Raw genomic sequence first — 24,657 nt, 5'->3', positions numbered from 1 at the left:
TGTGGTTATTTTTATTTGAAACCAAGGAGATAGAGATATATGGCACTGCAGCAAAGCTATCTTGATTTTGAGAAGCCGCTGGCGGAACTGGACAAGAAGATCCAGGAACTGCTGGCATTTTCCACCGAAGGGGTCGATCTCTCCGCCGAGGTCGCCAATCTCGAGGAGAAGGCCGAGAGGATGCGCCAAGAGATGTTCGCCAACCTTTCCCGCTGGCAGACGGCCCAGGTGGCCCGCCATATCAACCGTCCCTTCACCCTCGACTACCTGAGCCTCATCTTCACCGAGTTCGTCGAACTGCACGGCGACCGCAACTTCGGCGACGACCACGCCATAGTGGGCGGCCTGGCCAGGCTCGACGGCGAGCCGGTCATGGTGATCGGGCACCAGAAGGGACGCGACACCAAGGAGAAGGTGTTCCGCAACTTCGGCATGCCCAACCCGGAAGGGTACAGAAAGGCGCTGCGCCTGATGGAGATGGCCGAGCGCTTCAAGCTCCCGATCATCACCTTCGTCGACACCCCGGGCGCCTTCCCCGGCATCGGCGCCGAGGAGCGGGGCCAGGCCGAGGCGATCGCCAGGAACCTGAGGGAAATGTCCCGCCTCACCGTGCCCATCATCGTCGTGATCACCGGCGAGGGTGGCTCCGGCGGCGCGCTCGCCATCGCCGTGGGCGACCGGATCCTGATGCTGCAGCACTCGGTGTACGCCGTCATCTCCCCGGAAGGTTGCGCCGCGATCCTCTGGTCCGACGGCACCAAGGGAGCCCAGGCCGCCGAGGCGCTCAAGCTCACCGCCAAGGACATCAAGGATCTCGAAGTCATCGACGAGATCGTTCCCGAGCCGGCCGGCGGCGCGCACCGTGACCACGAGGCGATGGCGAAGAATCTGCACGAGGCCCTTTCCAGGAACCTGAAGGAGCTGAAGGCGATTCCCGCAGAGGAACTGATCGAGCAGCGTTACCAGAAGTTCAGGAAGATGAGCCGCTTCGCCGAGTAGTTGTCTGTTTAAATAACTTAAAAAAAGGCGCACCCCGTAAACGGGGTGCGCCTTTTTTGTGGTCTATCGGCGCCCCAAATGCTGGTGTCGCGAATTGCTGCGTCTACTCCTGGTTCATTGTCAGAGTACATCTCCGGCCCGCCAATTCTGGTTCGGTATGCATATCTGGAGAGGTCGGTTGGTTCAACGTAGCAGATTGCGGTCGGACTGGGTATTTGCCCTGGAGCAGCATGACGCGATGCTGTAGTGAATTGAAGTGATGAACTGATGATGTGATGATGAAATGAAGGGGGCATGGCCATGTTAGCCGTGCCCCCTTCTTTACTTCGTCTCTTCGTGTGGCCGCTCCCGCTTGAAAGGCCGGCAGTCTTGGCCTTTTGGGTGCCGCGATCAGAAGGGTCAGTCGAGAAGCAGCGATGCTGCATGCAGCAGGATGCCGATCATGCCCCCTACCAGGGTTCCGTTCATCCTGATAAACTGCAGGTCCGACCCGATGCTGAGCTCGATCTCGTTGACGAATTCCTCGTTCTCCCACTCCTTCACCGTCCCGGAGATGTGTCTGGCGAGGCCGCTTCTCAGATCGCCTGCGTACCTTTTCACCACCCCCTCCAGGTGCTCGTTGATGGAATCTTTCAACTCGCCGCTATGGGAAAGCGTGTTTCCCAGCGCCACAGCCGCGTCGGCAACCTTCTTCTGGATGTTGGAGTGCTCCCGATCCAGGTCCTGCACCATCCAGTTCTTCAGGTCGCCGACTAAACTCTTCGCGTAGTGGGAGATCTGCTGGTTGTTGGCCAGTTCCCGCTTCAGTTCTGCCACCTTGGTCCTCATCCCCTCGTCGTGTTTCAGCTTCACGATGAAATCGCCCACTGCACGGTCGAATTCGTGCCGCAGTTCGTGGGTCGGGTCAGCGTTGACCGCGTCCAGGAACCCGCTCACCTTCTGCACGATCTTTTCGCCGGCGTTGCGGGAGAACTGGGGACGGTTAGGAATGAACTTGCTCAAAAGGGGGTACTCGGCATCCACCCAGTTGTCGAGGGCAACCGCAACCTTCTCCTGAGATTCCGGCGTCGCCAGCCACCCCCCCAGGCGCTTCAATAGCTCGTCGAGCACCACCTGGTGCCTGCTCTCCTTCCTCAGGCCCTCCAGGAGGGTGCCAGCCGAGGTGGCCGCGTCGAATTTGTCGATGCGCTCGCCTAGGGCCGCGCTCACCACCTTGTTGACACGCTCGTCCTCGAGGAATTCGATGGACTCCGAGAGGACGCGGGAGATGCCCCTGGCCACCCCCTCGGCGTTGTCACGGCAGAGGAGGTAGTTGCAAAGGTGCCCGGCCGGATCGAATTCCCGCATCCGCTCTACCAGGACATCGGTGGCGAGAAACTTCTCCTGGATGAAGCGCCCCATGTTGTCGGCGATGCTCTCCTTCTTTTCCGCCACGATGGCGGTGTGCGGTATGGGGAGCCCCAGCGGGTGCCGGAACAGCGCGACCACGGCGAACCAGTCGGCGAGAGCGCCTACCATGGCGGCCTCCGCGAAGGCGGCGACCCAGCCCCAGGCCCCGGTGCCGTGGTTGAGTCGTGCCACGATGAAAAGCAGCGCGGCGCCCACCAATAGGGCGCCGGCAATGGTCTTGTTTCTTTTAAGTGCTGTGTGTCTGGTATCCATCTGTGGCTACTCCTTGTTTCCTGGCGTTTCGGTTGCCGATGGCGGCCCACCTTTTTATCAGGTTGCCGGAAACAAGGCAATAACCAGAATTGCACTGATCTCAAATGGTGATGCCTCCTGCCGGTCCGGTAACCGTGACGTGGTTTGCCACTTCCGGCGGGTGCATGGTCATGTCGAAGGTTACCAGCTCGTTGCCGCTCACCATGTACAACCGCGCCCCATCGGCGCTGAAGGTCATCGGTCCGGGCGCATAGGCGCTGGTGAAAAAGAGGCCGGTGCCCAAGGGGATGGTCGAGACGTCATAAACCGCGTAGTTCCCTTGTCCCCCTGCGGGTTCGGCATAGCCCATGAGGAGCAGGCGTCCGTCGGGGCTCAGCGCCGAGCCGTTCACCTCGCCGCTGCCTACCGTCGACAGCAGCACCGGCGGGGTGGCGGCCGCATCGAAGACGTTGATCCCCCCCTGTCTGAAGCTCGCGATGGCAAACGAGCCTGTCGGGTTGACGTAGACGAATTCCGGACTTTCGTTCTGCCCGGCCACGGCGGCTATCAGTACCGGCGTGCTGCCGGTGATGTCGTAGACGGAGAGGCTGTCGTTGATGGTGTCGTCCTTGAGGCCGCCGGCTACGAACAGGCGTTTGCCGTCAGGCGACACTGCCATGCCTCGGAACACTATGCCCCGCACGGGCGTGGTGCTTCTCAGGACCGGGGGGGTGACGGTCAGGTCGACGATCTTGATGCTGCCGGCATCCATCGGTCCGCAGCTGACGAATACCCTGGTCTGTTCGGGGTCTACCGATACCGCGTAGGGTTCCGCCCCCAGCGACAGGGTGGCAATGATCCCCATGGGGTCGGTCGTCGTGTCTATTATGCTGATACTGTCCGATCCCCGGTTAACGACATACAGCCGCGTCTTGCTCCTGTTGGTGACGAGCCGTTCCGGCTGGATGCCCACCTTGATGGTCTCCACCAACCTCGGCCTGTCTTTGCCGATGTCCATGACGCACACGCTGTCGCCTGTTTTCTGGGAGAAGTAGAGGTACTGCTGGCCGTTTCTTCGGTAGGGATTGGTCATGTGCGGGAGTCTCCTTTGTGATGGGTAAGTCGTGGCGCCGCGACGCCGGGGTATCCGATCTCAAACCAAGCAAGGGTATCAAAGTGTGATTGGAAATCTATAATCTTTGGCGGCGATGGCAGGCATGGGCATCGAAGGCTTAAAGCTTGCGGTTGCTACAGCACCATGTTATGAGTAGCTTCGTTTAGTAAACCGGGAAGATCCGGGTAAGGAGAACAGATGCAGGAGCGTTTGCAAAAGATACTTTCGCAGGCCGGAATCGCCTCCAGGCGCGAGTCTGAAACCATCATAGCCGCGGGGAGAGTGGCCGTGAACGGCGTCGTGGTCACCGAGCTGGGAACCAAGGCCGATCCCGACAGCGACACCATCACCGTGGACGGCAAGCCCATTTTGGTCACCGAGATGCGGGTCTACCTGCTCCTCTACAAACCGGTCGGCTACATGACCACCATGAAGGACCCCGAGGGGCGTCCCATCGTCACCGACCTCTTGAAGGGGATCAAGGAACGCGTCTACCCCGTGGGGCGTCTGGATTACAACACCGAAGGTCTGTTGCTTCTGACCAACGACGGGGCGTTCGCCAACATGCTGATGCACCCGAGCCACGAGGTTGACAAGGGATACCTGGTGCGGGTGAGCGGCCGCGTCTCCGCTGAGCAGATCCGGAAGCTCACCGAAGGGGTGCAGCTTGAGGACGGCATGACCGCCCCCGCCAAGGTGCTTCCGGTGAGCGAAAGCGAGAACAACTCCTGGATATCGATCACCATCCACGAGGGGCGCTACCGCCAGGTGCGGCGCATGTGCGAGGCGGTGGGGCTGAACGTGGTGCGTCTGAAGAGGTCGCGCTACGACTTCCTCGAGATCGGCGACATGAAGCCCGGGGAGTTCAGGCATTTGAGCGCCGAAGAGGTGGCGAAACTCAGGCGGAAGACTGTCCCAAGCGGCACCGGACGCGGCCCCAGGAAAACGGGAGTAGTGGCAAGGAGAAAGACCGCACCGCGCAGGTGAAGCTTTCTCTTGAGCCGGCAGTCCAACAGAAGAAAAGCCGCCTGGGAGGCGGCTTTTTTCACATATATTCAAAGCTGCAAGCACGGGGAGTCGTCAGACCGGGCAGCTCCCGCCGGAATCGTCCCGTTCCGGCTCCGGAAAACCCGAACCGTCCCACTGAAAGCAAGCAGGCATCATCGCATGTCGTGTCACGCGCTCATCTGCTGCTTTTGTTTCGGCGCGCGCGGCGTCTTCGCGGGCTTTTTTTCGGCACCACCTTTGGCGGCCAACTTCGCCGCCCGTACGGCGCGCGCTTTCGCCAGGTTGTCCGCCAGCCCCTTCTCTTGCGCCATCCTCCTGCGCGCCTCGGAGAAGTTCTTCGCGGTCAAGGCCTGGTTGCTGGGAATACCGAACTGCTTGCGGTACTCGCCGGGCTTGATGCCATGCACCTGTGCCAGGTGGCGTGCGAGGGTCTTCATGCCGCTCTTGCCGCAGAGCATGCAGCTCACCTGATCAGGCTGGAACGCCTTTTTCAGGGGAACGGCAGGTCCTTTGCCCTCGCCCCTTTCCACCCCCTCACCGGTTTCCACTTCGAGCTTCTGCAGGGCGCCGTGCACCTTCTGCAGTTCAAGAAGCAAATCTTCGCCTGACATCTCTGTAACCGAGGCATGTGAAGAGACTATGCTTGCCGTCAATTCGAGCAGTGATGATGCCATCGTTTCGCTCCTCCTTTTAGAGTTTTAAGGTGCGCAAATTAGACGCTTATTATTAAACTATACACAGGTTCAAAAGCAAGTGATAAATCACAAGTGTAAACAAAAAAGTTGACTGGCTTCACAAATTTCTGCTAGTTTCCAGCGCTGATTGCATGGTCGGAGTAGGCCAGGAGACAATGAGGGGACTTAAGGCATGGGGAGAATTGTAATAGACGAAATGCGCTGCAAGGGGTGCGGTATCTGCACCATTGCGTGCCCGAAGAAGCTGATCAGGCTTTGCGAGAAGGTCAATATCCAGGGGTATGCTCCGGCCGAGGCTCCCGATCTGGAGCAGTGTACCGGGTGTGCTCTCTGCGCCGAAATCTGTCCCGATGTTGCCATAACCGTGTTCAAATAATCATTTCCGCTAACACTTTAATAATCAGTTTTACCTGCTGATTGAGCGACCGGCCGCCGCGCGGGCAGCGACCGTGCCGCGTTGACCTCGGTGTTCCACCTCGGTGCTTCACCTCGGTCGGCAGGATCCGTGGGAGGGTCAATTGTCTAAACGGCTTTTTGTCAAGGGAAACGAGGCCGCTGCCATGGGCGCAGTAGAGGCCGGCTGCCGTTACTACTTCGGATATCCCATCACACCGCAAAGCGATATACCGGAATACCTTTCCCGCGAACTGCCCGGGCTGAACGGCGAGTTCATCCAGGCCGAGAGCGAGATAGGGGCTATCAACATGCTGCTGGGTGCCTCCGCAACCGGTGCGCGCGCCATGACCTCCTCCTCGAGCCCCGGCATCTCGCTTAAGCAGGAAGGGATCTCCTACATGGCCGGAGCCGAGCTCCCCGGGGTCATCATCAACATATCCCGTTCCGGTCCCGGTCTCGGCGGCATCGACGCCTCCCAGTCGGACTACTTTCAATGCGTGAAAGGCGGCGGCCATGGCGGCTATCACATCCCGGTCCTCGCCCCCAACTCCGTCCAGGAGATGTACGACCTCACCATGCACGCCTTCGACCTGGCCGACCTGTACCGTACCCCGGTCATGCTCCTCGGCGATTCCGTCATCGGCCAGATGAAGGAGGCGCTGGTTCCCAACCCGCGTCCGGTTCGCGAGCTCCCGGCCAAGGGGTGGGAGGTGCGCGGCAAGAGCGGGGCTGAGCAGCGCGTGGTCAAGTCCCTGTTCCTGGGCGACGGGGAGCTGGAGGCCCACAACTGGCACCTGCACGCCAAGTACCAGGTGATGAAGGAGAAGGAGTGCATCTCGGAGGAGTACGAGACCGCAGACGCCCGCCTCATCGTCGCCGGATTCGGCTCCGTCTCCCGGATCGCCCACACCGCAGTGACCATGGCGCGCGCGGAGGGGATGAAGGTGGGGCTGTTCCGTCCGGTCACCCTGTTCCCGTTCCCCGAGAAGGCGCTGGCGCAAGCCGCGGGACGAGCCGGCAAGGTGCTCGTCGTTGAACTCAACACCGGACAGATGGTCGAGGACGTCCGTCTCAGCGTTGGTGCCGCAGCGCAGGTCTCCTTCTACGGCAGGCCGCCGGGAGCGGGCTCCCTTCCGTCACCGGAGGAGCTGCTCGAAGTGATCAGGAAGAACTACGAGGGGACGGCGCGCTAGGCCGGGAGAGGGGTTGATCCATATGCAACAGGTTTTCAAAAGACCGCAGAGTTTGAAGGACGTGCAGACCCATTTCTGCCCCGGCTGCCACCACGGCACCATCCACCGCCTGGTGGCCGATGCCATGGACCTCTACGGGGTGCAGGACCGGACCATCGGCGTGGCATCGGTCGGCTGCTCAGTCTTCTTGTACGGCTACTTCGATATAGACGTGGTCGAGGCTCCCCACGGCAGGGCGCCCGCGGTGGCCACCGGCGTCAAACGCGCCAAACCGGAGAGCTTCGTCTTCACCTACCAGGGGGACGGCGACCTGGCCGCCATCGGCACCGCCGAGATCATCCACGCCGCCAATCGCGGCGAGGACATCACCGTCGTCTTCGTGAACAACACCACCTACGGCATGACCGGTGGCCAGATGGCCCCGACCACCCTGGTGGGGCAGAAGACGTCAACCTCCCCCTACGGCAGGGACAAGTCCAAGGACGGCTCCCCCATCAGGATGGCGGAGCTGCTGGCGCAGTTGGGCGGCGTCGCCTACTCCGCTCGTGTAGCAGTCGATTCCCCCAAACACGTCCTGGAGGCCAAGAAGGTGATCCGCGAGGCATTCGGCTACCAGGTCGAGGGCAAGGGGTTCTCCTTCGTCGAGGTCCTCTCCGCCTGTCCCACCAACTGGGGCATGAACCCCTTGAAGGCCAACGCCAGGGTAGGGGAGGAGATGATCCCCTACTTCCCGCTGGGCGTGTTTAAGAAGGAAGAGGCGTAGGGCAGGTAACTTAGAACGTAGAACATAGAACGTAGCACAGGTTCTGATGTTCCGGAGGGACGCGGATGCGTAAAGATGTCTTGATAGCGGGGTTCGGTGGCCAGGGGGTGCTTCTGGCCGGCAACCTGCTTTCCTATGCGGCGCTAGATGAAGGAAAGAACGTCAGCTACTTCCCGGCGTACGGGGTCGAGAAGCGCGGCGGCTCCGCCACCTGCACGGTGGTGATCGCCGACGGCGCGGTCGGCTCTCCGGTGGTGGGGCAGCCCTCGGTGCTGGTGGTGCTGAACCAGGCGTCGCTGGAGCGTTTCGGGGCGCGGGTTCGCCCGGGCGGCGTCCTCATCGCCAACTCGTCCCTGGTCGACGTCTCTTCCCTGGGGCGCACCGACATAGAGATCGTGTCGGTCCCCATGAACGAGATAGCAACCGAGTTGGGCGATCCCAGGATGGTGAACATGGTGGCTCTGGGTGCCTACGCCGCCCTTACCGATGCGGTGCAGGTCACGTCCCTGGCTGCCGCGCTGTCCCAGGCGCTCCCGGAGCGCAACCACAGGTTCATCCCGGCCAACGTCAAGGCGATAGAAACCGGAGCCGAGGCGGCCAGGGCGAAAAAAGAAGCTTGACTTTGGCGTCTCAGTTCTGGTATTAAACTGGTCTCTCGCGATGGGGTATCGCCAAGCGGTAAGGCAACGGACTCTGACTCCGTCATCCAAGGTTCGAATCCTTGTACCCCAGCCATACCATCCCCAGCTTCATTGCAAGCTGCTACATAATCAGGTCCCATCGTCTAGTGGTTAGGACACCGGCCTTTCACGTCGGTAACAGGGGTTCAAGTCCCCTTGGGATCACCACCTTAAAAACAGCGCCAGAAGCAGGGCGCTGTTTTTTTTTAAGCTGTACCCCGCGGACCAGGCTGCCGTAGCGTCAGTGGTCGCCGTCCCCTCCCAAGTCGCTCGAAGAGTGAGATAAATACAGAACGGAGAAAGTCGATGACCAGGACAGGGACCGTTACAGGAAGCACCTCGCCAGCGCAGCAGTCTGAACCAAATCTCCGCACCGTTTCTCGCCGCCTCCTGGCTGGCGCATTACCCGTCCTGCTCCTTTTCTGGCTCGCCATCTGCCAACTGGTGCTCGTCACGCCGCTTTATGCCGCCGAAAATGTCTTCACCAGCGTGACCGCCATCAAGGAAGAGGCCGGCCGCTTCGCAGGTGAGGGGAAACTCTTTCTGAAAGGGCCGGTCGATCCCTATCTCACCGGAACCTTCGTGACCGCCGGTCTCTTTGGTCTTACCTACATCTTTGATGAGGACATCAGGGAAGAGTTCTCCGGTTCACATCACGGGGTGATGAGGGGGATCACGGATGCCGGCAACGCGGTGAGCAACCCGCTGCTCCACCTGGGCGTCGCCGCGGCCTTCTACGGCACCGGTGCCTTTACGGACCAGGTGAAGGTCATGCAACTGGGCGAGGAGATGGGGGAGGCGCTGCTGTTGGCCGACGGCGCCACCTTCGTTCTCAAAGGAGTCATCGGGCGGGGACGCCCGTACCAGACCGACAACAACTCGAGCTACCGCCCCTTCCAGTTCAAGGACGGCTACGACTCGCTGCCCTCGATGCACACGGCGAGCTCCTTCGCCCTGGCCCATGTGGCTGCCTCCAAAATTGACAGCTTCTACGGCAAGGCGGCCTGCTATGCCGCCGCCGGCCTGGGAGGATTTTCGCGGGTGTACCAGGGCAAGCATTGGGCGAGCGACGTGGTCCTGGGCGCGGCCATAGGGGAGCTTGCCGGCGCTGCCGTCACCAGGTATCGTTCCGCCCCCGCCGGAAGCGTCACCGTGGCACCCTTCTCCATGGACGGCGCGCCCGCGGTCGCGCTGGTCGGCAAGTTCTAGACCCGGCCCCGGCCCTCTGCCCCTCCCGCAGGGGATGAGGACAAGGCCGATCAGCGACAATCTTCCGCTACCTGCCCCGTCCCCCTTTGCAAAAGGGGACGGGGGGATTTGTCTTTCCTCAAGCAAAAGCGAATCCCCCTAAACCCCCTTTTGCCAATGGGGTACTTTTGCAGCGGAAAGCTGCTAACCGGCATTTTTTTAACCCTCTCGCTGTTCACCTTTAAGGAGCTTCGCATGCTGAAGGCAGTCATCTTCGACTTCGACGGGATCATCGTGGATACCGAGCCGCTGCACTACAAGGCGTTCCAGGAACTGCTGGTACCGCTCGGCCTGGGCTATTCCTGGGAGGAGTACCTCGATCTCTACATCGGCTTCGATGACCGCGACGCCTTCCGCGAGGCCTTCCGGGTGCATGGCCGGGCGCTTGCCGACCGGGAACTCAAGGAGCTGATCAAGGGGAAGGCCGAGGCCTTTCTGAAGATCGTGTCTGGCGGCGTTGCACCGTACCCGGGCGTTGTTGAGCTGATCCGCTCCATCTCCGGCAACCTCCCCCTTGCCCTTTGCAGCGGCGCCCTCAAGAGCGATATCGAGCCGATCCTGGGCCAGCTCGGATTGACCGAGGCGTTCGACGTCAAGGTGACCGCCGACGAGGTCGCGGCGAGCAAGCCCGATCCCGAAAGCTACCGCCTCGCAGTGCAGCGGCTCCAGGAAAGCTTCCCCGGCAAGGTCGATGCGGCGGGTTCGATCGCCGTCGAGGACACCCCTGCCGGCATCGCCTCGGCGACCGGGGCCGGACTGAAGGTTCTGGCGGTGACCAACAGCTACCCCAGGGAGCGCCTGACCGGTGCCTGCCGCGTGGTCAACTCGCTCTCCGGCGTCGACCTCGAGGGGCTGCGTCTGCTCGTCTGATCCCATGTTGAAACCGGCCGTCATCGACACCATACTCCCGGAACTGCTCGCGGCACTGCAAAAAGGGAACGTCGCCGTGCTGCAGGCGCCTCCCGGTGCGGGCAAGACCACGCGGGTACCGCTGGCCCTGCTCAGGACGCCGCTTCTGGACGGCGGCCGCGTTATCATGCTGGAGCCGCGCCGCCTGGCCGCCGTCAACGCCGCCCGCTACATGGCCCAGTGTCTGGGCGAGGAGGTGGGGAAAACGGTCGGCTACAGCATCCGTTTCGAGCGCAAGGTCTCCAAGGCGACCCGCATCGAGGTGGTGACCGAGGGAATCCTGGCCCGCCGGCTGCAGAGCGACCCGCTTCTGGAAGGCGTGGCGGCGGTCATCTTCGACGAATTCCACGAAAGAAGCCTTACCTGCGACCTCTCCCTCGCCCTGTGCCGCGACGTTCAGCTCGGGCTGCGCGAGGACCTGCGCCTGCTGGTCATGTCGGCGACGCTCGACGCCGATCCGGTGGCGAGGCTCCTGGGGGGCGCGCCGCTGGTTACCAGCGAAGGGCGCCAATTCCCCGTCGACGTCCGTTATCTCAAGACCGAGCCCGCGACGAGGCTGGCCGAAACGGCCTGCGCGGGGGTGATGAAGGCACTGGCCGAGACCGAAGGGGACGTCCTGGTCTTCCTGCCGGGGGCGGGGGACATCAGGCGCTGCGAAAGCATCCTGCAGGGGCAGGTCGGCTCGCAGGTGATGATCGCGGTCCTGTACGGCGACCTCCCCTTCGCCGCCCAGGAGCGGGCCATCCTTCCAGGAGACCGCCGCAAGGTGGTGCTCGCCACCAACATCGCCGAAACCAGCCTCACCATCGAAGGGGTGCGGGTGGTGGTCGATACGGGCTATTCCCGCCAGCTCCGTTACGATCCTTCCACCGGCCTCAACCGCCTCGACACCATGCGCATCTCCGCCGCCTCTGCCCAGCAGCGCGCCGGTCGTGCCGGCAGGGTCGCCCCCGGCGTCTGCTACCGCCTCTGGAGCGAGCACACCCAGAACACGCTCCTTCCCTTCACTCCCCCCGAGATCAAGGTTTCCGACCTGGCTCCCCTGGCGCTCGACCTGGCGCAGTGGGGGGTGGCCGACCCCGCCTCGCTGAGCTTTCTCGATGCCCCGCCGCCCGCCCATCTTGCCGAGGGACGGTCGCTGTTGAAAGCGCTGGGCGCTCTCGATGAGCGCGGCACGATCACCGAGCTCGGGCGCAAGATGGCGGCGCTCCCCATGCACCCGCGCCTAGCCGCCATGCTGATCGGCTCCATCGCGACTGGCCAGGCGCAGATCGCATGCATGCTGGCTGCCGTCCTCTCCGAGCGTGATATCATGCCGCGCGGCAGCGCAAGCGTCTCCGAAAGCGACCTGCTGGACCGGCTGGACGCGGTGCACGAACGACGCGACCCGCAGGGTGCGCGGACGGTTGAACGCCTGGCCGCCTATTTTCGCGGCGCCCTCGGCGTGCCGGACGGTTCCTTGCGTGCCGATGCGGCGATCGTCGGCAGGCTGCTCCTCATGGCCTACCCGGATCGGGTGGCGCGCGAGAGGAGTTCCGGCTCCGGACGCTACCTGATGGCCAACGGCACCGGTGCCAAGCTCTCTCCGCGCAGCAACCTGAGGGCGCAACCTTTCATCGTTGCCGTCGAGGTCGAAGGGGGAGCGGGCGAAGGGGACATTCACGTGGCCAGCGCGGTTTCGCTGGAGGCGGTCCGCTCGGGATGCGCGGGTGCCATAACGCGGGAACGCAGGGTGTTCTGGGACGAGCGCGAGGGGAGGGTGGTGGCACGCGACGAGGAGCGGCTGGGTGCCGTCGTCCTTTCGGAGCGGGTGGCGGTTCCCGAGAAGGAAGAGCTTGCCGCGGCGCTTTTGCAGGGGATTCTCTCGGGGGCCGGCATTGGCGGGTTGAACTGGAGCGACCAGGCCGCCCAGTACCGGAACCGGGTGCGGTTCCTGGCCCGGGCGCTACCCGAAGAGGACCTTCCCGACCTCTCCGATCAGGTCCTCGCCGAGAGCGCCGGACAGTGGCTTCTTCCATACCTGCAGGGAGTGCGGAACCTGGCCCAGCTTGCCAAGGTAGATCTGCTGCAGCCTTTGAAGGCCCTCCTCGACTACCGGCAGCAGCAGCTCGTGGAACGGGAAGCGCCCACCCACCTGCAGGTCCCCAGCGGGTCCCGCGTTTCACTGGAGTACCCGGCGGAGGGGGAACCTTTTCTGGCGGTGAAGCTCCAGGAGATGTTCGGGCTGGCCGAGACGCCGAGGCTGGCCCGGGGAAGGGTGCCGGTCCTGATCCACCTGCTGTCACCGGCCAGGCGTCCCATCCAGGTCACCGCCGACCTGAAAAGTTTCTGGAACGGGGCTTATCGTGAGGTATGCAAGGAGCTGAAAGGTCGCTACCCGAGGCATCCCTGGCCTGACGACCCCTGGAACGCTCAGGCGACGAGGCATGTGAAGAAGAGAATGTGAGAGGGGATGTGGACGCATGTGGCGGAAGGTCACGCCTGAGGAAAAGTGGCTCTGGTCAATTGCCTCAGTTGATATTGGTGAAGACCAGTGAGCCGTCCTTGTGGAGGTAGCTTCTGATGCTGCCGGTCACCTCGGGTATGCCGGCGCCGTTGTCGAGGTAGTTCCGCGTCACGTTGATGCCGTTTTTCCAGAGTTCGAAATGCACGTGGGGCCCCGTCGACCTTCCGGTGGATCCCGACAGCGCCACGGTCTGCCCCGCCTCCACCTGGTCCCCTATCTTGACCTCGAGCTGCGAGTTATGCCCGTACATGGAAACCATGCCGTCGGCATGTTGGACGGTGACGAGGTTTCCATAGCCGCCGTGCACTCCGCTCTCGATCACCCTCCCCGCCGCAATCGCCTTCACCCTGGTGCCGGTCGGCACTGCGATATCCACGCCGTTGTGATGCCTCAGGCCGCCATCGATCGGGTCGTGCCGCATGCCGTACCCCGACGTGATCACCCCTTGCACGGGAAGTTTGGCATCCAGCCCGCCAAGGTCCGGAGCTTCCTTGCCGGACGCGGAAACGGGGGGAGCCTGCTGCATCCTGGCCTTTGGCTTTGGCTGCTTAGCTTCGCGCAGCACCCGGACCGCGCCGCTGGTGGTGGGGGTGTTGGTGAAGACCTCAACTCCGCTCTCGTCGGTGTAGCGGAAAAAGTCCGCCTGCGCAGGGGAGACGGAGAGCGCGCAAAGAAAGGATGCAGGCAGCAGTACACCCGCCAGCCGTGATCTTCCCTTCCACCGTAGTGCGATTGCCTGTTTCTTCACCTAAATCCTTTGCCTAAACTCTGGGCTGCCTGCTCTCGTGCTTACAGCAAGCCGTACTATAGTATGCCAGCCGGCTCTTGGCAAGTGGTGACTAGGTTCACCCGCTCGCCGCTCATTGTCTGGTAGGTGCCGCCCCTGAACTGCCGCGAGAACGCGGAATAGACATCAGCTGCGCCAGCGGTCGCAGTGGTGTGTAAATATTAATCAGGAGGGTGTTGTACTGGGCACTTCTCTTGCTACAGATTGAAGACCTGACGCAATGATCCTGTAAGTCATTGGAACCTCATTCTGCTTGATAAGCATTCTGCTTATTTTTTAGACACCGCTGCATAAAAAGGAGGCTGTACCGTGGAGATGTTTGGGCAAAACGTGTTTAACCAGTCCGTTATGAGAGACAAACTGCCGAAAGCTGTTTTCAAGAACCTCAAGAAAACCATCGACGAAGGTCTGCCGCTGGATCCCTCTATCGCGGATGTTGTCGCATCGGCAATGAAAGAGTGGGCAGTTGAAAGAGGCGCAACGCACTTCACTCACTGGTTCCAGCCGATGACCGGCATCACCGCGGAAAAGCATGACGCTTTCCTTTCGCCCACAGAGAACGGGGCACTGCTGGAGTTCTCCGGCAAGGAACTCGTCAAGGGTGAGCCGGATGCCTCCTCTTTCCCGAGCGGTGGCCTGAGGGCGACCTTTGAAGCCAGGGGCTACACCGCCTGGGACTGCACCTCCCCTGCCTTCCTGAGGGAAGAGGCCGACGTCGTCACGCTCTGCATCCCGACCGCCTTCTGCTCCTACACCGGCGAGGCCCTGGACAAGAAGGTCCCTCTGCTCCGTTCCATGGAAGCGCTGTCCGCGCAGGCAGTGCGCGTTCTCAAGATGTTCGGCAATAACGATGTCACCAGGGTTACCTCGACTGTCGGCGCCGAGCAGGAATACTTCCTGGTCGACAAGTCTTTCTACCTGCAAAGGCCCGACCTGATGATGGCCGGCAGGACCCTCTTCGGTGCCATGTCCTCGAAAGGGCAGGAATTGGAAGACCACTACTTCGGCAGCATCAAGGAAAGAGTGCTGGGGTACATGAAGGAAGTGAACGAAGAGCTGTGGAAGCTCGGCGTTACCGCCAAGACCCAGCACAACGAAGTGGCACCTGGCCAGTTCGAGATCGCGCCGATCTTCGAAAATACCAACATCGCTACCGACCACAACCAGATGGTCATGGAAGTTCTCAAGCGTGTCGCCCTCAGGCACGACATGGTCTGCCTGCTGCACGAGAAGCCGTTTGCGGGCGTCAACGGATCCGGTAAGCACAACAACTGGTCCATGAGCTCCAACGACGGCCAGAACCTGCTCGAGCCGGGTCACACCCCGCACGAAAACGCCCAGTTCCTCACCTTCCTCATGGCCACCATCAAGGCCGTCGACACCTACGCCGGGCTGCTGCGCTGCTCCTGCGCCAATGCCGGCAACGACCATCGCCTTGGCGCCAACGAAGCGCCTCCGGCGATCATTTCCGTGTTCCTCGGCGAGCAGCTTGCCGACATCATCGACCAGATCGTTAAGGGCGTAGCGAAATCGTCCTCCATGAGCGGTCACATGGACATCGGCGTAAGCACCCTTCCCGCGCTGCCCAAGGACGCCACCGACAGGAACAGGACCTCGCCGTTCGCCTTCACCGGCAACAAGTTCGAATTCAGGATGCTCGGTTCCTCCTTCTCCATCTCGGGCCCCAACATCATCATCAATACCATCATTGCCCAGGCGCTGAAGGAATTCGCCGACGTGCTGGAGAAATCCACCGACTTCGATGCCGACCTCGACAAACTGCTGCAGGAAACCGCGAAAAAACACCAGCGCGTGATCTTTAACGGTAACAACTACTCCGACGAGTGGGTGCAGGAAGCCGCGAAACGCGGCCTGCCGAACATTCCCAGCACTCCTGACGCGCTCAAGGAGCTCGTTTCCAAGGAAGCGGTCGAGGTGTTCGCTGCTCACAACGTCTTCAACGAAAAAGAGATTCATGCACGTTACGAGATCATGGTCGAGCAGTACGTCAAGACCCTGAACATCGAAGCCCTGACCATGATCGACATGGCCAACCACAGCATCATCCCCACCGCCCTCGAGTATGCGACAACTGTGGCATCGTCGATCAATGCGGTTACCGCCGTTTCCGGCAAGCTGGATGTCTCCACCCAGAAGGAACTGCTGGAAGAGCTCAGCGACAAACTGGCCGCGATGAGCGCCAATACCAAGGCGCTTGAGAAGGCACTTGAAGACGCCCTGAACATTGCCGATGCCGAGAAGCAGGCAGCCGCATTCAGGGCAAACGTATTTACCAAGATGCTTGAACTGCGTGCCACCGGCGATGCGCTGGAGAAGATCATAGCTGCCAAATACTGGCCGCTGCCGACCTACAGGGAAATGCTTTTCGTTCTGTAATCTCTGGATCTTGACCTGGCTGATAGTAGGAGCCTCTTTACGGGGGCTCCTATTTTAGCTTTGCCACAGTCGGGTACCTCGCTAGAACTGTTCTTAACAAGAAACGTTTAATAAGCCCGAGGGCTCACCGGATATATTGTAAGCAACTGTTTGCCTAGTTTTTCGGCAGCGGCCTTGCTCTCTTCGATATCGGATAGTGAACCTGGTTGGCTAAGTTGCCGGAATGTCACGCAGGTGCTGGCATCCTGCCGATTGGCCGAAGTCTTGCAGTAGAGTTACCAACCATCAGCCCGCGGTTTATTAAAACTTGCAATTCCACGGCAAGGTATCTATAATTCGCGGCGCACTGAACGACAAGCGGAGGATAACTGCCTTGAAAAAAGTCGAAGCAATCATAAAACCTTTCAAGCTTGATGAAGTGAAAGAAGCACTCAATGAGATCGGCATCCAGGGGATCACCATCGGTGAGGTGAAGGGCTTCGGTCGCCAGAAAGGGCACACGGAGCTTTACCGCGGCGCCGAGTATGTCGTTGACTTCATTCCTAAGATCAAGATGGAGATCATCGTCTCTGACGAAGTGGTTGGCAAGGTCGTTGACGCCATCGAGCAGGCCGCGAAGACCGGGCGTATCGGCGACGGTAAAATCTTCGTCACCCCCGTTGAAGAGGTAGTCCGGATCAGGACCGGTGAGAGGGGCGAGGACGCTCTCTAATTGGCTGATTCTTTACTTAATTCGAAAGGAGACAGTAGATGACACCAAAACAAGTAGTGGAGTTCGCCAAAGAAAACGGCGTGCTGATGGTCGATTTCAAATTCATGGACTTCGTCGGCATCTGGCAGCACTTCACCGTGCCGATGAGCGAGTTTGGCGAGGACACTTTCGAGGAAGGCCAGGGCTTCGACGGCTCCTCCATCCGTGGCTGGCAGCCGATTCACGCCTCCGACATGATCATCCTCCCGGATCCGACCACCGCAAAAATGGATCCGTTCACCGCGGTGCCGACCCTCTCCCTGATCTGCGACATCTTCGACCCGATCACCAAGGAAAGCTACTCCCGCGACCCGCGCAACATCGCGAAGAAGGCGGAGAACTACCTTAAGTCGACCAGCCTCGCCGACACCGCATACTTCGGACCGGAAGCCGAATTCTTCATCTTCGACGACGTCCGTTACGACTCCAACTCCAACTCCTCCTTCTACGCAGTTGACTCCGTGGAAGGCGCCTGGAACACCGGCCGCGAAGAGTTCCCGAACCTCGGCTACAAACCGCGCCACAAGGAAGGCTACTTCCCGGTAGCTCCGACCGACTCCCAGAACGATCTCCGTAACGAGATGGTGATGGAGCTCCAGAAGGTCGGCATCCGCGTCGAGTGCCAGCACCACGAGGTCGCCACCGGCGGCCAGGCCGAGATCGACATGCGCTTCTCCTCGCTCGTCGACATGGCTGACCAGCTCCAGTGGTTCAAGTACGTCATCAAGAACGTCGCGAACCGCAATGGCAAGACCGTAACCTTCATGCCGAAACCGCTCTACGGCGACAACGGCTCCGGTATGCACTGCCACATGTCTCTGTGGAAAGACGGCACCAACCTCTTCGCCGGCGACAAATACGGCGGGCTTTCCCAGATGGCTCTGTACTACATCGGCGGCATCATCAAGCATGCCCGCGCTCTCTGCGCCTTCACCAACCCGACCACCAACTCCTACAAGCGTCTGGTGCCGGGCTTTGAGGCTCCGGTGAACATGGCTTACTCCAGCCGTAACCGTTCCGCCTCCCTGCGTATCCCGATGTTCTCCAACAACCCGAAGGCGAAGAGGATCGAGTATCGTACGCCGGATCCGTCCTGCAACGGCTACCTCGCCTTCGCCGCCATGCTGATGGCGGGCCTCGACGGCATCGAGAACAAGATCGATCCGGGCCAGCCGCTGGACAAGGACATCTACGGTCTGTCTCCGGAAGAGCTCTCCACCATCCCGTCCGCTCCGGGCAGCCTGGAGGAGGCGCTCAACGCGCTCAAGGACGACCACGAGTTCCTGCTCAAGGGCGACGTCTTCACCCCGGACGTCATCGACAAGTGGATCGAGTACAAGACCGAAGCCGAAGTCAACCCGGTTCGTATGCGTCCGGTACCGCTCGAGTTCGCCCTGTACTTCGACATCTAAGCAGTTTGCTCACACGGGCAGCAAAAAAGGCGGGGGATTTTCCCCCGCCTTTTTTGCGTCTGCTCTTTGCTGACTTGGCTCAGTAGCCCAGGCTGTCGAAGACGGCTTTTGTGGTTTTGGTGGCGACGTACGGACCGTAGCTCGGCCCCACGTTCTTGATGAACTCGGGGGTGAGATCATCGTCATAGCCGGTGAAGGCGATGCCACCGATGAGCGGGATGATCCCGACTTCGAACCAGCCGACCTCGGTCCAGGTCCTGTCGATTTCAGCCTGCCTGAACTCGTAATGTGCGGGGACGGATAGCTGTTGCGACTTGCCGTTCTTCAGATTGGTGATGGTGGCCTCGGTGCTTATGTCGACGGTATAGCCGTAGCCCCAGATGGCGGGTGCGAAGATCAGGAAGCCCGGCCAGTTCACGAAGAAGTTCGAGCCCTTGCCGTCGTAACGAGGGTTGACGGACAGGTCGATGACGGCATCGGCTTGGTCCTTGTTCGCCGCGGTGTATGGATAGATGACCCTCTCGACGGCACTGTTTCTCTGCAAAGCATCGACTATGGCGGAAATGTACCGGCTGTTCTGGGGCTGACTGCTGTTGGCCGAAGTCACGCCGAGCTTTACTGTCTGCTTAGGCACAGCGGCGGGAGGAATGAAATAGTCATCGGCATTGGTGATCCTCATGTTGTGAGTGCAGCCGCTACTCATCATCACGAGAAACGACATGGCCAAGGCGGGTACTGTTTGCTTCTTAAGCATTCAAAGGCTCCTTACAGTAACGGTAAGCTAATTAGGCGGGACTATACAGGTCGTCTTAATTCCTGTCAATGCAATAGGAAACCCAGTAACCGCAGGATTCTGGGTGTGTGATTACCTGTGGAGTAGGACGACTCAAAGGCAGCGGGTGGAGTCTTTATCCTTGAAGACACAGGGAAAAACTGCTACCTTCAGCCTTCGCGGTCCGGCAGACGAGAGGCCGCCATGTCCGGGAGGAAGGGTTGCAGCAGCATGAGAAGGTGACAAAGCTGGTGGGGTGGTTTGCCAAGGCGGCCGTGCGCCATGCCGAGGCCCTGGAAGTCATGGCAGAGGACCTGGCCGCCGCCGAAGTCGCCGATCTCACCCGCTACTACCGCGCTCTGCAGCGTGAAGGTGGGGTGGCCGAACTGCTCCGCCTGCTTGAAGACCCCGATCCCGTCGTTGCCGGCATGGTGGCCGTCTACGCCATGGGGGAAGCTCCCGAGCGCTGCGTGGCGACGCTCACTGTCATCGCCCGCGAGCCAGGACTGATGGGCTTTCGTGCCCAGGCCGCCTTGGAGCGTTGGGAGAGCGGCGAGTGGGAGAAGTAGAGGCGGCTAGCCTCCGCCGGAGTGCGTACTACAGGGTTTGCGCCCGATTTCATACCATTGAGGGAGGTTACTGTGTCTGAGTTCAACAACGTAACGGTCGTCAAAGAGGCCAATGTCTATTTCGACGGTGGGGTGACCAGCCGTACCATTTTCTTCGCCGACGGGTCGCGCAAGACCTTGGGCATCATGATGCCGGGCGAGTACACTTTCAACACCGGTTCCGCTGAGCTGATGGAGATCATGTCCGGCGAGATGACCGTGCTGCTCCCCGGCTCCCCCGACTGGGTTACCGTCAAGGGTGGCGAGGCCTTCGAGGTTCCTGAAAACTCGAGCTTCAAGCTGAAGGTCACCGCCGTCTCCGATTACTGCTGCTCTTTCCTCTAATAAAGCTGCCCCCGCCCCGGCTTTCCCTGGGGCGGGGGCGCTCCTGGTGAACCCTTGACATCCACCGCATCAGACACGGAAAAGCAGGTCGGCCGTTTCGCGCCGTCTCCAACCGGACCGCTGCACCTGGGCTCCCTGGTCGCCGCCTTGGGCAGCTACCTGGTCGCCAAGAGGGCGGGGGGGCTGTGGCTGTTACGTATGGAGGACCTGGACCTGCCCCGCGTGGTGCCGGGCATCGCCGACGATATGCTGGCGACCCTCGAGAAGCTCGGCTTTCAATGGGACGGCGAGGTGCTGTACCAGAGCAGGCGGACCGAGCATTACCGGGCCGCCGCGGAGCAACTGCAGCGACGCGGTCTCGCCTATGCCTGCGGCTGCACCAGGAGCGAAATAGCCCAGATCGCCTCGGCCCCCCACGAAGATGGGCTGGTTTACCCGGGGCTGTGTCGCAATGGACTGCCGCTCGAAAAGGTGGAACGTGCGCTGCGGATCAAGGTCTACGACGAGGTGATTTCCTTCGATGACGGGATCATGGGGCGCTACAGCCAGCATCTCACCGCATCCTGCGGCGATTTCGTGATCCACCGGGCCGACGGTCCCTACGCCTACCATCTGGCTGTCGTGGTCGACGACGCCGCCTCAGGGGTGAACCAGGTGGTGCGGGGGGCTGACCTGCTGGCCTCGACGCCGCGCCAGATCTACCTGCAGCGCATCTTCGGCTTCCCCACCCCTTCCTACTACCATCTGCCGCTGGTAACCGGCCCTGATGGCGCGAAGCTCAGCAAGCGGGACAACGCGGTTTCCCTCGCTGCCGGCCGTGACCTGGATCGGGAGGGGGGGCGCCTGCTGTTCGCGGCGCTCCGTTTTCTCGGGCAAGCTCCCCCGCCGGAATTGCAGGATGCGGCGCCGGCGGAGCTTCTGGAGTGGGGAATCGCCCATCTCGACGTATCCGCCATCCCCCGCACCCCCGCGCCTTTTGTCTACCCCTGATCCATAAAGGGGGGTGGGGTTTCCTGAGGTCTCGCCGTCGGCGGTGCCTGTTCCCGTTTCTTCAGTCCTTCTCTGATCTGGTCGCTGATCCTCCCGCTCAGTCCTGGTTCTTTGAGCGTGTACCGGATCATCGCATCGTTCAGCGTTTCACATCCAGGCAGAAACAGCAGCATCAGCAGCAGGGACATCCGGAAACTCACCCTTTTTTTCTCCTTTTCTCCACCTCGCGCCATTTTTCCAGTTCCGCCTCGGTAACCGGCTGCCATTGAGGCACCGGTGCCGGATGCCAGTTTTCGTCGACCGCAACCATGGTGAAGACGCCGCTGGCGGCAAGCCGTTTGTTGCCGTCGGTGACATTCTCCGCTTCCACCTCCACCTCGACCTCCATGGAGGTGCGCCCCACGTGGATGATGGTGGCCCGGGAGTAGATCACCTCGCCGACGTTGATCGGCGTGTGGAAGGTGATGCGCTGGGCGCAGGCGGTCACCACCCGCTTGCGGGAATAACGCCAGCAGACCACGCCGGCGGTCTTGTCCATGATGCTCATGATCACGCCGCCGAAGATGTTACCGTAAGAATTGGTATCCTTGGGGAGCAACGTTTCGATCAGCTCCGCTTTTCTGTTCTCCATGGGGTCTCCTTTTCAAATCTGATTTTATCTGCAGGTGAAGGACTCACTCGAGCGCTCCGATGTCTGCCCTTTCGTAATCGGTCGCGGCAGGGCGCGGGAATCAGGCCTCGTTCGCGCGGGCAGTCGCGCCGATGAGCTTTCTGAGCTGAGCGGCGCTGGCCCGTTCCATCGCTCTCCCCGTGATGCTGCTTTTGGTGCGGTTGCGTCGTTCATCCGCCGGGTACACCGAGCACTCGATCTCGACTCCCTGGTCCTCGAGGTAGATGTGCGTGTAATCCCTGATCACCCCTCCCTTCCTGATGGGGACCGTTTCCGTCTGGAACGGGATGTCGCTTTGCCGCAGGAGGCTTTCCACCGCTTCTATGGAGTCGGAGAAAAGGTGGATGTCGATGTCGCTGCGTTCGGTGACCGCGCCGGATAGGACCGAGCCGACCAGGTAGGGCGAGAATTCCTCGAACAGCTCCAGGTAGGAGAGGGCGGTGACCCTGAGCCCCAGCAGCCGCTGAGGCAGGACCTCCTCCTCCCTGGTCGCGATCAGGCGGGCGAGTTCCTCATGGATCTCGGCGTTGGTCGGGAGATGGGAACCCAGGGAGAGCGCCTTCTCAGGGCCGAACCGCTTGGCCGCCTTTCGTTTTGCGTCGCGGTATTCACGGACTCCATCCTCGTACATGAGCCGGGCCGCCTCGCTAGCAATCATCCCACGTATCTTGTCATCCTTTCTCATGTGACGAGTATAGCTGATGGTGTGCGATATGATACGACTTTTAGCGCATTGGCGGATGAAAATTTTCGTGTCATTAAAAAAAGGGATTGACTGTGGAGGCGGCTTTTGCTATAAACAGGATCTCTGTTGAGCGGGAATAACTCAGTGGTAGAGTGCAACCTTGCCAAGGTTGAAGTCGCGGGTTCGAACCCCGTTTCCCGCTCCAATTAATCACCAGAACCCCGGTAGCCCGAAAGGCAGCCGGGGTTTTTCTTTGGTCCAGCACATCAAAGGTTTGAAGAGGAATCACATGACAACCCTACCCGAATGCCCCTCCTGCAGTTCCGCATATACCTACGAAGATGGCGCGCTCTACATCTGTCCCGAGTGCGGCAACGAATGGTCCCAGGCCGAGACGCACAGTGCGGATACGGAGAGCGTGGTTCGTGACGCCTTCGGCAACGTGCTTCAGGACGGAGATTCGGTCACCGTGATCAAGGACCTGAAGATCAAGGGCTCCTCGTCGGTCGTGAAGGTCGGGACCAAGGTGCGCAACATACGTCTCGTCGACGGCGATCACGACATAGACTGCAAGATCGACGGCATCGGCGCCATGCAGTTGAAGTCCGAGTACGTGAAGAAAGCATGAGTCCTAACGTGGTAAAGCTTCAACGCACGGGGGCGCTCTAGTTTCGGGGGAGAGGCCGGCGCCCTCGTGGGATACACACTATGGGAAAACAAAAAGGGGGGACCTGCTGGTCCCCCTTTTTGCGTCAGTTCCTGGAAGGGGTGTTACTGGAGGAAGGTCTCTTCGATGAAATCGGTGACGGCGCAGGGATCGTTCAGGTCCAGCACCGGGACGTCGAGCTCGAGCTCGGCGTCGCTGGCGACCGCGATCAGGGTGGCATCGTAGTTTTCGCCGCGGCAGAGTAAGGAGGTGCTCCTCTCCTGACGGTTCACCTCGATCTTGGGCATGCCGCTCTTCTTGAAACCTTCGGTAACCACGATGTCCATGTCGCCGAAATAGGTCTCGATCAGCTCCTCGATGGGGGGGGACTGGGTGTGCTTCTTGATGATGGCGAGCTTCTCCGGTGAGGAGATAAGCATGGTGTCGGCGCCGGCGGCGGTGAGCCGGTGGCTGTCCTTGCCGGGATGATCGATATCGAAACGGTGCGCGTCATGCTTGATGACCCCCACCTTGTATCCGCGTTCTTTCAGGTGAATGATCACCTTCTCCAGCAGGGTCGTCTTGCCGGTGCCCGATTTTGCCACAAAGGATACTGCCTTTACCGTCATGTGATTCCTCCTGTATTGATAACGTCTTCCGGTGTGTTGAGATTCAGGAAGGCGGTGCCGGCCGGGTCGAGATGCGCGATGGCTTCAGGGCCAACCTCCTTCACCCTCGCCTGCGGATACCAGGCGTAGGCGCAGCATTCGCCCCCCTCCAGCAGTTCCCTTATCGGCTCCAGGCATCTCTTGGAATACAGCGCGAAGAGCGGCTCATACCCGTGCCTGGTTTTCGGGACCACGGCGTCGTACCCCTGTCTGAGCGAGCAGAGGTGCTGCAGGATCGCCTTGCTGGGGAAGGGGAGGTCGCAGGACGACACGAAGATCCACTCGCTGTCCGCGCCGGACAAGCCGGTGTAGACCCCGCCCAGGGAGCTGCCGGGGATGAGGTCGGGGATGACGTCGAGGGAGTAGCCTGCGAAGCGCTCTCCCCGATCGCCTACCAGCATCACCTTGGGAAAACATTCCCGGAACAGGTCGAGCACCCGCTCGAAGAGCGGCCTCCCCTGCAGTTCCAGAAAAGCCTTGTCCCGTCCCATGCGGCGGCTTTTGCCCCCCACCAGGATGATCCCCGTTATGTCGTCCGCCAACAAACCTGGCATCTCTGCTGACTCCGCTTTACAACCCCTTTCCTTACCTCCCAAACCAGCATCGTTTATACCATAACAGCGGTTCGTGGTGGCAGAAATTAAAATCCTCCCCCGGTGTTTGCAGTTACTAAATTTATGCTAACCTCTCCGTTGTCCTTGGAGGCGCGACAACCCGTATTTGCCACCACCCCATGGTCGGCGGTGCTGGTAGCGGCACCCCTCATCCTGTTTG

General features: G+C 60.8%; 26 protein-coding genes and 3 tRNA genes. 19 read left to right on the top strand and 10 right to left on the bottom strand.

Annotation, left to right across the window (positions count from 1 at the left end; genetic code table 11):
• Window positions 1–39 precede the first annotated feature (39 nt).
• Entirely contained in the window at window positions 40–999 is a 960-nt protein-coding gene (locus tag KOM00_RS07710; RefSeq protein WP_216498340.1) for an acetyl-CoA carboxylase carboxyltransferase subunit alpha, read from the top strand.
• A gap of 399 nt (window positions 1,000–1,398) precedes the next feature.
• Here KOM00_RS07710 and KOM00_RS07705 read toward each other — a convergent pair whose 3' ends face one another.
• Both KOM00_RS07705 and KOM00_RS07700 read right to left on the bottom strand, forming a co-directional pair.
• Window positions 1,399–2,661 (bottom strand): DUF445 domain-containing protein, encoded by a 1,263-nt coding sequence (locus KOM00_RS07705; RefSeq protein WP_216498339.1) that lies wholly within the window; start codon window positions 2,659–2,661, stop codon window positions 1,399–1,401.
• Between the two features lie 100 nt (window positions 2,662–2,761).
• Window positions 2,762–3,733, bottom strand: a complete 972-nt coding sequence (locus KOM00_RS07700; RefSeq protein WP_216498338.1) for a beta-propeller fold lactonase family protein — start codon at window positions 3,731–3,733, stop codon at window positions 2,762–2,764.
• A 219-nt stretch (window positions 3,734–3,952) separates the two neighbouring features.
• On the opposite strand from KOM00_RS07700, the gene KOM00_RS07695 reads away from it, so the two are divergent.
• A complete protein-coding gene (locus KOM00_RS07695) occupies window positions 3,953–4,741 on the top strand; it encodes a pseudouridine synthase (protein ID WP_216498337.1) in 789 nt (262 codons plus the stop codon).
• A 188-nt stretch (window positions 4,742–4,929) separates the two neighbouring features.
• Here KOM00_RS07695 and KOM00_RS07690 read toward each other — a convergent pair whose 3' ends face one another.
• Complete coding sequence (locus tag KOM00_RS07690) at window positions 4,930–5,436, bottom strand: MucR family transcriptional regulator (RefSeq protein ID WP_216498336.1); 507 nt, start codon at window positions 5,434–5,436, stop codon at window positions 4,930–4,932.
• 193 nt (window positions 5,437–5,629) lie between these two features.
• On the opposite strand from KOM00_RS07690, the gene KOM00_RS07685 reads away from it, so the two are divergent.
• The 9 genes from KOM00_RS07685 to hrpB all read left to right on the top strand — a co-directional run bounded on the left by KOM00_RS07685 (window position 5,630) and on the right by hrpB (window position 13,092).
• Window positions 5,630–5,833 (top strand): 4Fe-4S binding protein, encoded by a 204-nt coding sequence (locus KOM00_RS07685; protein WP_216498335.1) that lies wholly within the window; start codon window positions 5,630–5,632, stop codon window positions 5,831–5,833.
• A gap of 142 nt (window positions 5,834–5,975) precedes the next feature.
• Complete coding sequence (locus tag KOM00_RS07680; RefSeq protein WP_216498334.1) at window positions 5,976–7,046, top strand: 3-methyl-2-oxobutanoate dehydrogenase subunit VorB; 1,071 nt, start codon at window positions 5,976–5,978, stop codon at window positions 7,044–7,046.
• Between the two features lie 22 nt (window positions 7,047–7,068).
• On the top strand, window positions 7,069–7,809 hold the full coding sequence (locus tag KOM00_RS07675; protein WP_216498333.1) for a thiamine pyrophosphate-dependent enzyme: 741 nt from the start codon (window positions 7,069–7,071) through the stop codon (window positions 7,807–7,809).
• Between the two features lie 65 nt (window positions 7,810–7,874).
• Window positions 7,875–8,429: a 2-oxoacid:acceptor oxidoreductase family protein gene (locus KOM00_RS07670; RefSeq protein ID WP_216498332.1), complete on the top strand. Its 555-nt coding sequence runs from the start codon at window positions 7,875–7,877 to the stop codon at window positions 8,427–8,429.
• A 41-nt stretch (window positions 8,430–8,470) separates the two neighbouring features.
• A tRNA-Gln gene (locus tag KOM00_RS07665) sits at window positions 8,471–8,544 on the top strand.
• A gap of 38 nt (window positions 8,545–8,582) precedes the next feature.
• A tRNA-Glu gene (locus KOM00_RS07660) sits at window positions 8,583–8,657 on the top strand.
• A gap of 138 nt (window positions 8,658–8,795) precedes the next feature.
• The gene (locus KOM00_RS07655) at window positions 8,796–9,698 is read left to right on the top strand and encodes a phosphatase PAP2 family protein (RefSeq protein WP_216498331.1); all 903 of its coding nucleotides are present in this window, start codon (window positions 8,796–8,798) and stop codon (window positions 9,696–9,698) included.
• A gap of 234 nt (window positions 9,699–9,932) precedes the next feature.
• A complete protein-coding gene (locus tag KOM00_RS07650) occupies window positions 9,933–10,607 on the top strand; it encodes an HAD family hydrolase (protein WP_216498330.1) in 675 nt (224 codons plus the stop codon).
• A 4-nt stretch (window positions 10,608–10,611) separates the two neighbouring features.
• Window positions 10,612–13,092: an ATP-dependent helicase HrpB gene (gene hrpB / locus KOM00_RS07645; RefSeq protein ID WP_216498329.1), complete on the top strand. Its 2,481-nt coding sequence runs from the start codon at window positions 10,612–10,614 to the stop codon at window positions 13,090–13,092.
• A gap of 64 nt (window positions 13,093–13,156) precedes the next feature.
• On the opposite strand, the gene KOM00_RS07640 is transcribed toward hrpB, so the two are convergent.
• A complete protein-coding gene (locus KOM00_RS07640) occupies window positions 13,157–13,900 on the bottom strand; it encodes a peptidoglycan DD-metalloendopeptidase family protein (RefSeq protein WP_216498328.1) in 744 nt (247 codons plus the stop codon).
• Between the two features lie 354 nt (window positions 13,901–14,254).
• Between KOM00_RS07640 and KOM00_RS07635 the strand changes: the two genes are divergently transcribed.
• From KOM00_RS07635 to glnA, 3 genes are all read left to right on the top strand, one after another.
• The gene (locus tag KOM00_RS07635; protein WP_268898990.1) at window positions 14,255–16,336 is read left to right on the top strand and encodes a glutamine synthetase III family protein; all 2,082 of its coding nucleotides are present in this window, start codon (window positions 14,255–14,257) and stop codon (window positions 16,334–16,336) included.
• 373 nt (window positions 16,337–16,709) lie between these two features.
• Entirely contained in the window at window positions 16,710–17,048 is a 339-nt protein-coding gene (locus KOM00_RS07630) for a P-II family nitrogen regulator (protein WP_012531513.1), read from the top strand.
• Between the two features lie 38 nt (window positions 17,049–17,086).
• Window positions 17,087–18,499, top strand: a complete 1,413-nt coding sequence (gene glnA, locus KOM00_RS07625; protein ID WP_216498326.1) for a type I glutamate--ammonia ligase — start codon at window positions 17,087–17,089, stop codon at window positions 18,497–18,499.
• Between the two features lie 79 nt (window positions 18,500–18,578).
• Here the strand turns inward: glnA and KOM00_RS07620 are convergent, their stop codons facing one another.
• Window positions 18,579–19,253 (bottom strand): hypothetical protein, encoded by a 675-nt coding sequence (locus KOM00_RS07620; protein ID WP_216498325.1) that lies wholly within the window; start codon window positions 19,251–19,253, stop codon window positions 18,579–18,581.
• A 239-nt stretch (window positions 19,254–19,492) separates the two neighbouring features.
• Here KOM00_RS07620 and KOM00_RS07615 point away from each other — a divergent pair, with 239 nt between their 5' ends.
• The 3 genes from KOM00_RS07615 (at window position 19,493) to gluQRS (ending at window position 21,214) form a co-directional block, all read left to right on the top strand.
• Window positions 19,493–19,840: a hypothetical protein gene (locus KOM00_RS07615; protein WP_216498324.1), complete on the top strand. Its 348-nt coding sequence runs from the start codon at window positions 19,493–19,495 to the stop codon at window positions 19,838–19,840.
• Window positions 19,841–19,912: 72 nt separating this feature from the next.
• Entirely contained in the window at window positions 19,913–20,224 is a 312-nt protein-coding gene (gene ppnP / locus KOM00_RS07610) for a pyrimidine/purine nucleoside phosphorylase (RefSeq protein ID WP_216498323.1), read from the top strand.
• Between the two features lie 54 nt (window positions 20,225–20,278).
• Window positions 20,279–21,214, top strand: a complete 936-nt coding sequence (gluQRS, locus tag KOM00_RS07605) for a tRNA glutamyl-Q(34) synthetase GluQRS (RefSeq protein WP_216498322.1) — start codon at window positions 20,279–20,281, stop codon at window positions 21,212–21,214.
• On the opposite strand, the gene KOM00_RS07600 is transcribed toward gluQRS, so the two are convergent.
• From KOM00_RS07600 to KOM00_RS07590, 3 genes are all read right to left on the bottom strand, one after another.
• Window positions 21,205–21,402, bottom strand: coding sequence for a hypothetical protein (locus KOM00_RS07600; RefSeq protein WP_216498321.1), 198 nt, complete (start codon window positions 21,400–21,402; stop codon window positions 21,205–21,207). The two genes, gluQRS and KOM00_RS07600, sit on opposite strands and share 10 nt — an antisense overlap.
• A gap of 8 nt (window positions 21,403–21,410) precedes the next feature.
• Window positions 21,411–21,845, bottom strand: a complete 435-nt coding sequence (locus KOM00_RS07595) for an acyl-CoA thioesterase (RefSeq protein ID WP_216498320.1) — start codon at window positions 21,843–21,845, stop codon at window positions 21,411–21,413.
• Window positions 21,846–21,945: 100 nt separating this feature from the next.
• Window positions 21,946–22,569, bottom strand: coding sequence for a hypothetical protein (locus tag KOM00_RS07590; RefSeq protein ID WP_216498319.1), 624 nt, complete (start codon window positions 22,567–22,569; stop codon window positions 21,946–21,948).
• A gap of 130 nt (window positions 22,570–22,699) precedes the next feature.
• On the opposite strand from KOM00_RS07590, the gene KOM00_RS07585 reads away from it, so the two are divergent.
• Window positions 22,700–22,774, top strand: a tRNA-Gly gene (locus tag KOM00_RS07585).
• 84 nt (window positions 22,775–22,858) lie between these two features.
• The gene (locus KOM00_RS07580; RefSeq protein ID WP_216498318.1) at window positions 22,859–23,197 is read left to right on the top strand and encodes a zinc ribbon domain-containing protein YjdM; all 339 of its coding nucleotides are present in this window, start codon (window positions 22,859–22,861) and stop codon (window positions 23,195–23,197) included.
• A 143-nt stretch (window positions 23,198–23,340) separates the two neighbouring features.
• On the opposite strand, the gene mobB is transcribed toward KOM00_RS07580, so the two are convergent.
• Both mobB and mobA read right to left on the bottom strand, forming a co-directional pair.
• Window positions 23,341–23,844 (bottom strand): molybdopterin-guanine dinucleotide biosynthesis protein B, encoded by a 504-nt coding sequence (gene mobB, locus KOM00_RS07575; RefSeq protein WP_216498317.1) that lies wholly within the window; start codon window positions 23,842–23,844, stop codon window positions 23,341–23,343.
• A complete protein-coding gene (gene mobA, locus KOM00_RS07570) occupies window positions 23,841–24,437 on the bottom strand; it encodes a molybdenum cofactor guanylyltransferase (RefSeq protein WP_216498316.1) in 597 nt (198 codons plus the stop codon). Before mobA ends, mobB begins: the two co-directional genes overlap by 4 nt.
• Window positions 24,438–24,657 lie beyond the last annotated feature (220 nt).

Origin of the sequence: Geomonas diazotrophica (genome assembly GCF_018919385.1) — a bacterium.
In the GTDB taxonomy this organism is placed as follows: Bacteria; Desulfobacterota; Desulfuromonadia; order Geobacterales; family Geobacteraceae; genus Geomonas; species Geomonas diazotrophica.
The sequence above is the reverse complement of the archived record's forward strand: the minus strand, read 5'-3'. Positions and strand labels throughout refer to the sequence as shown.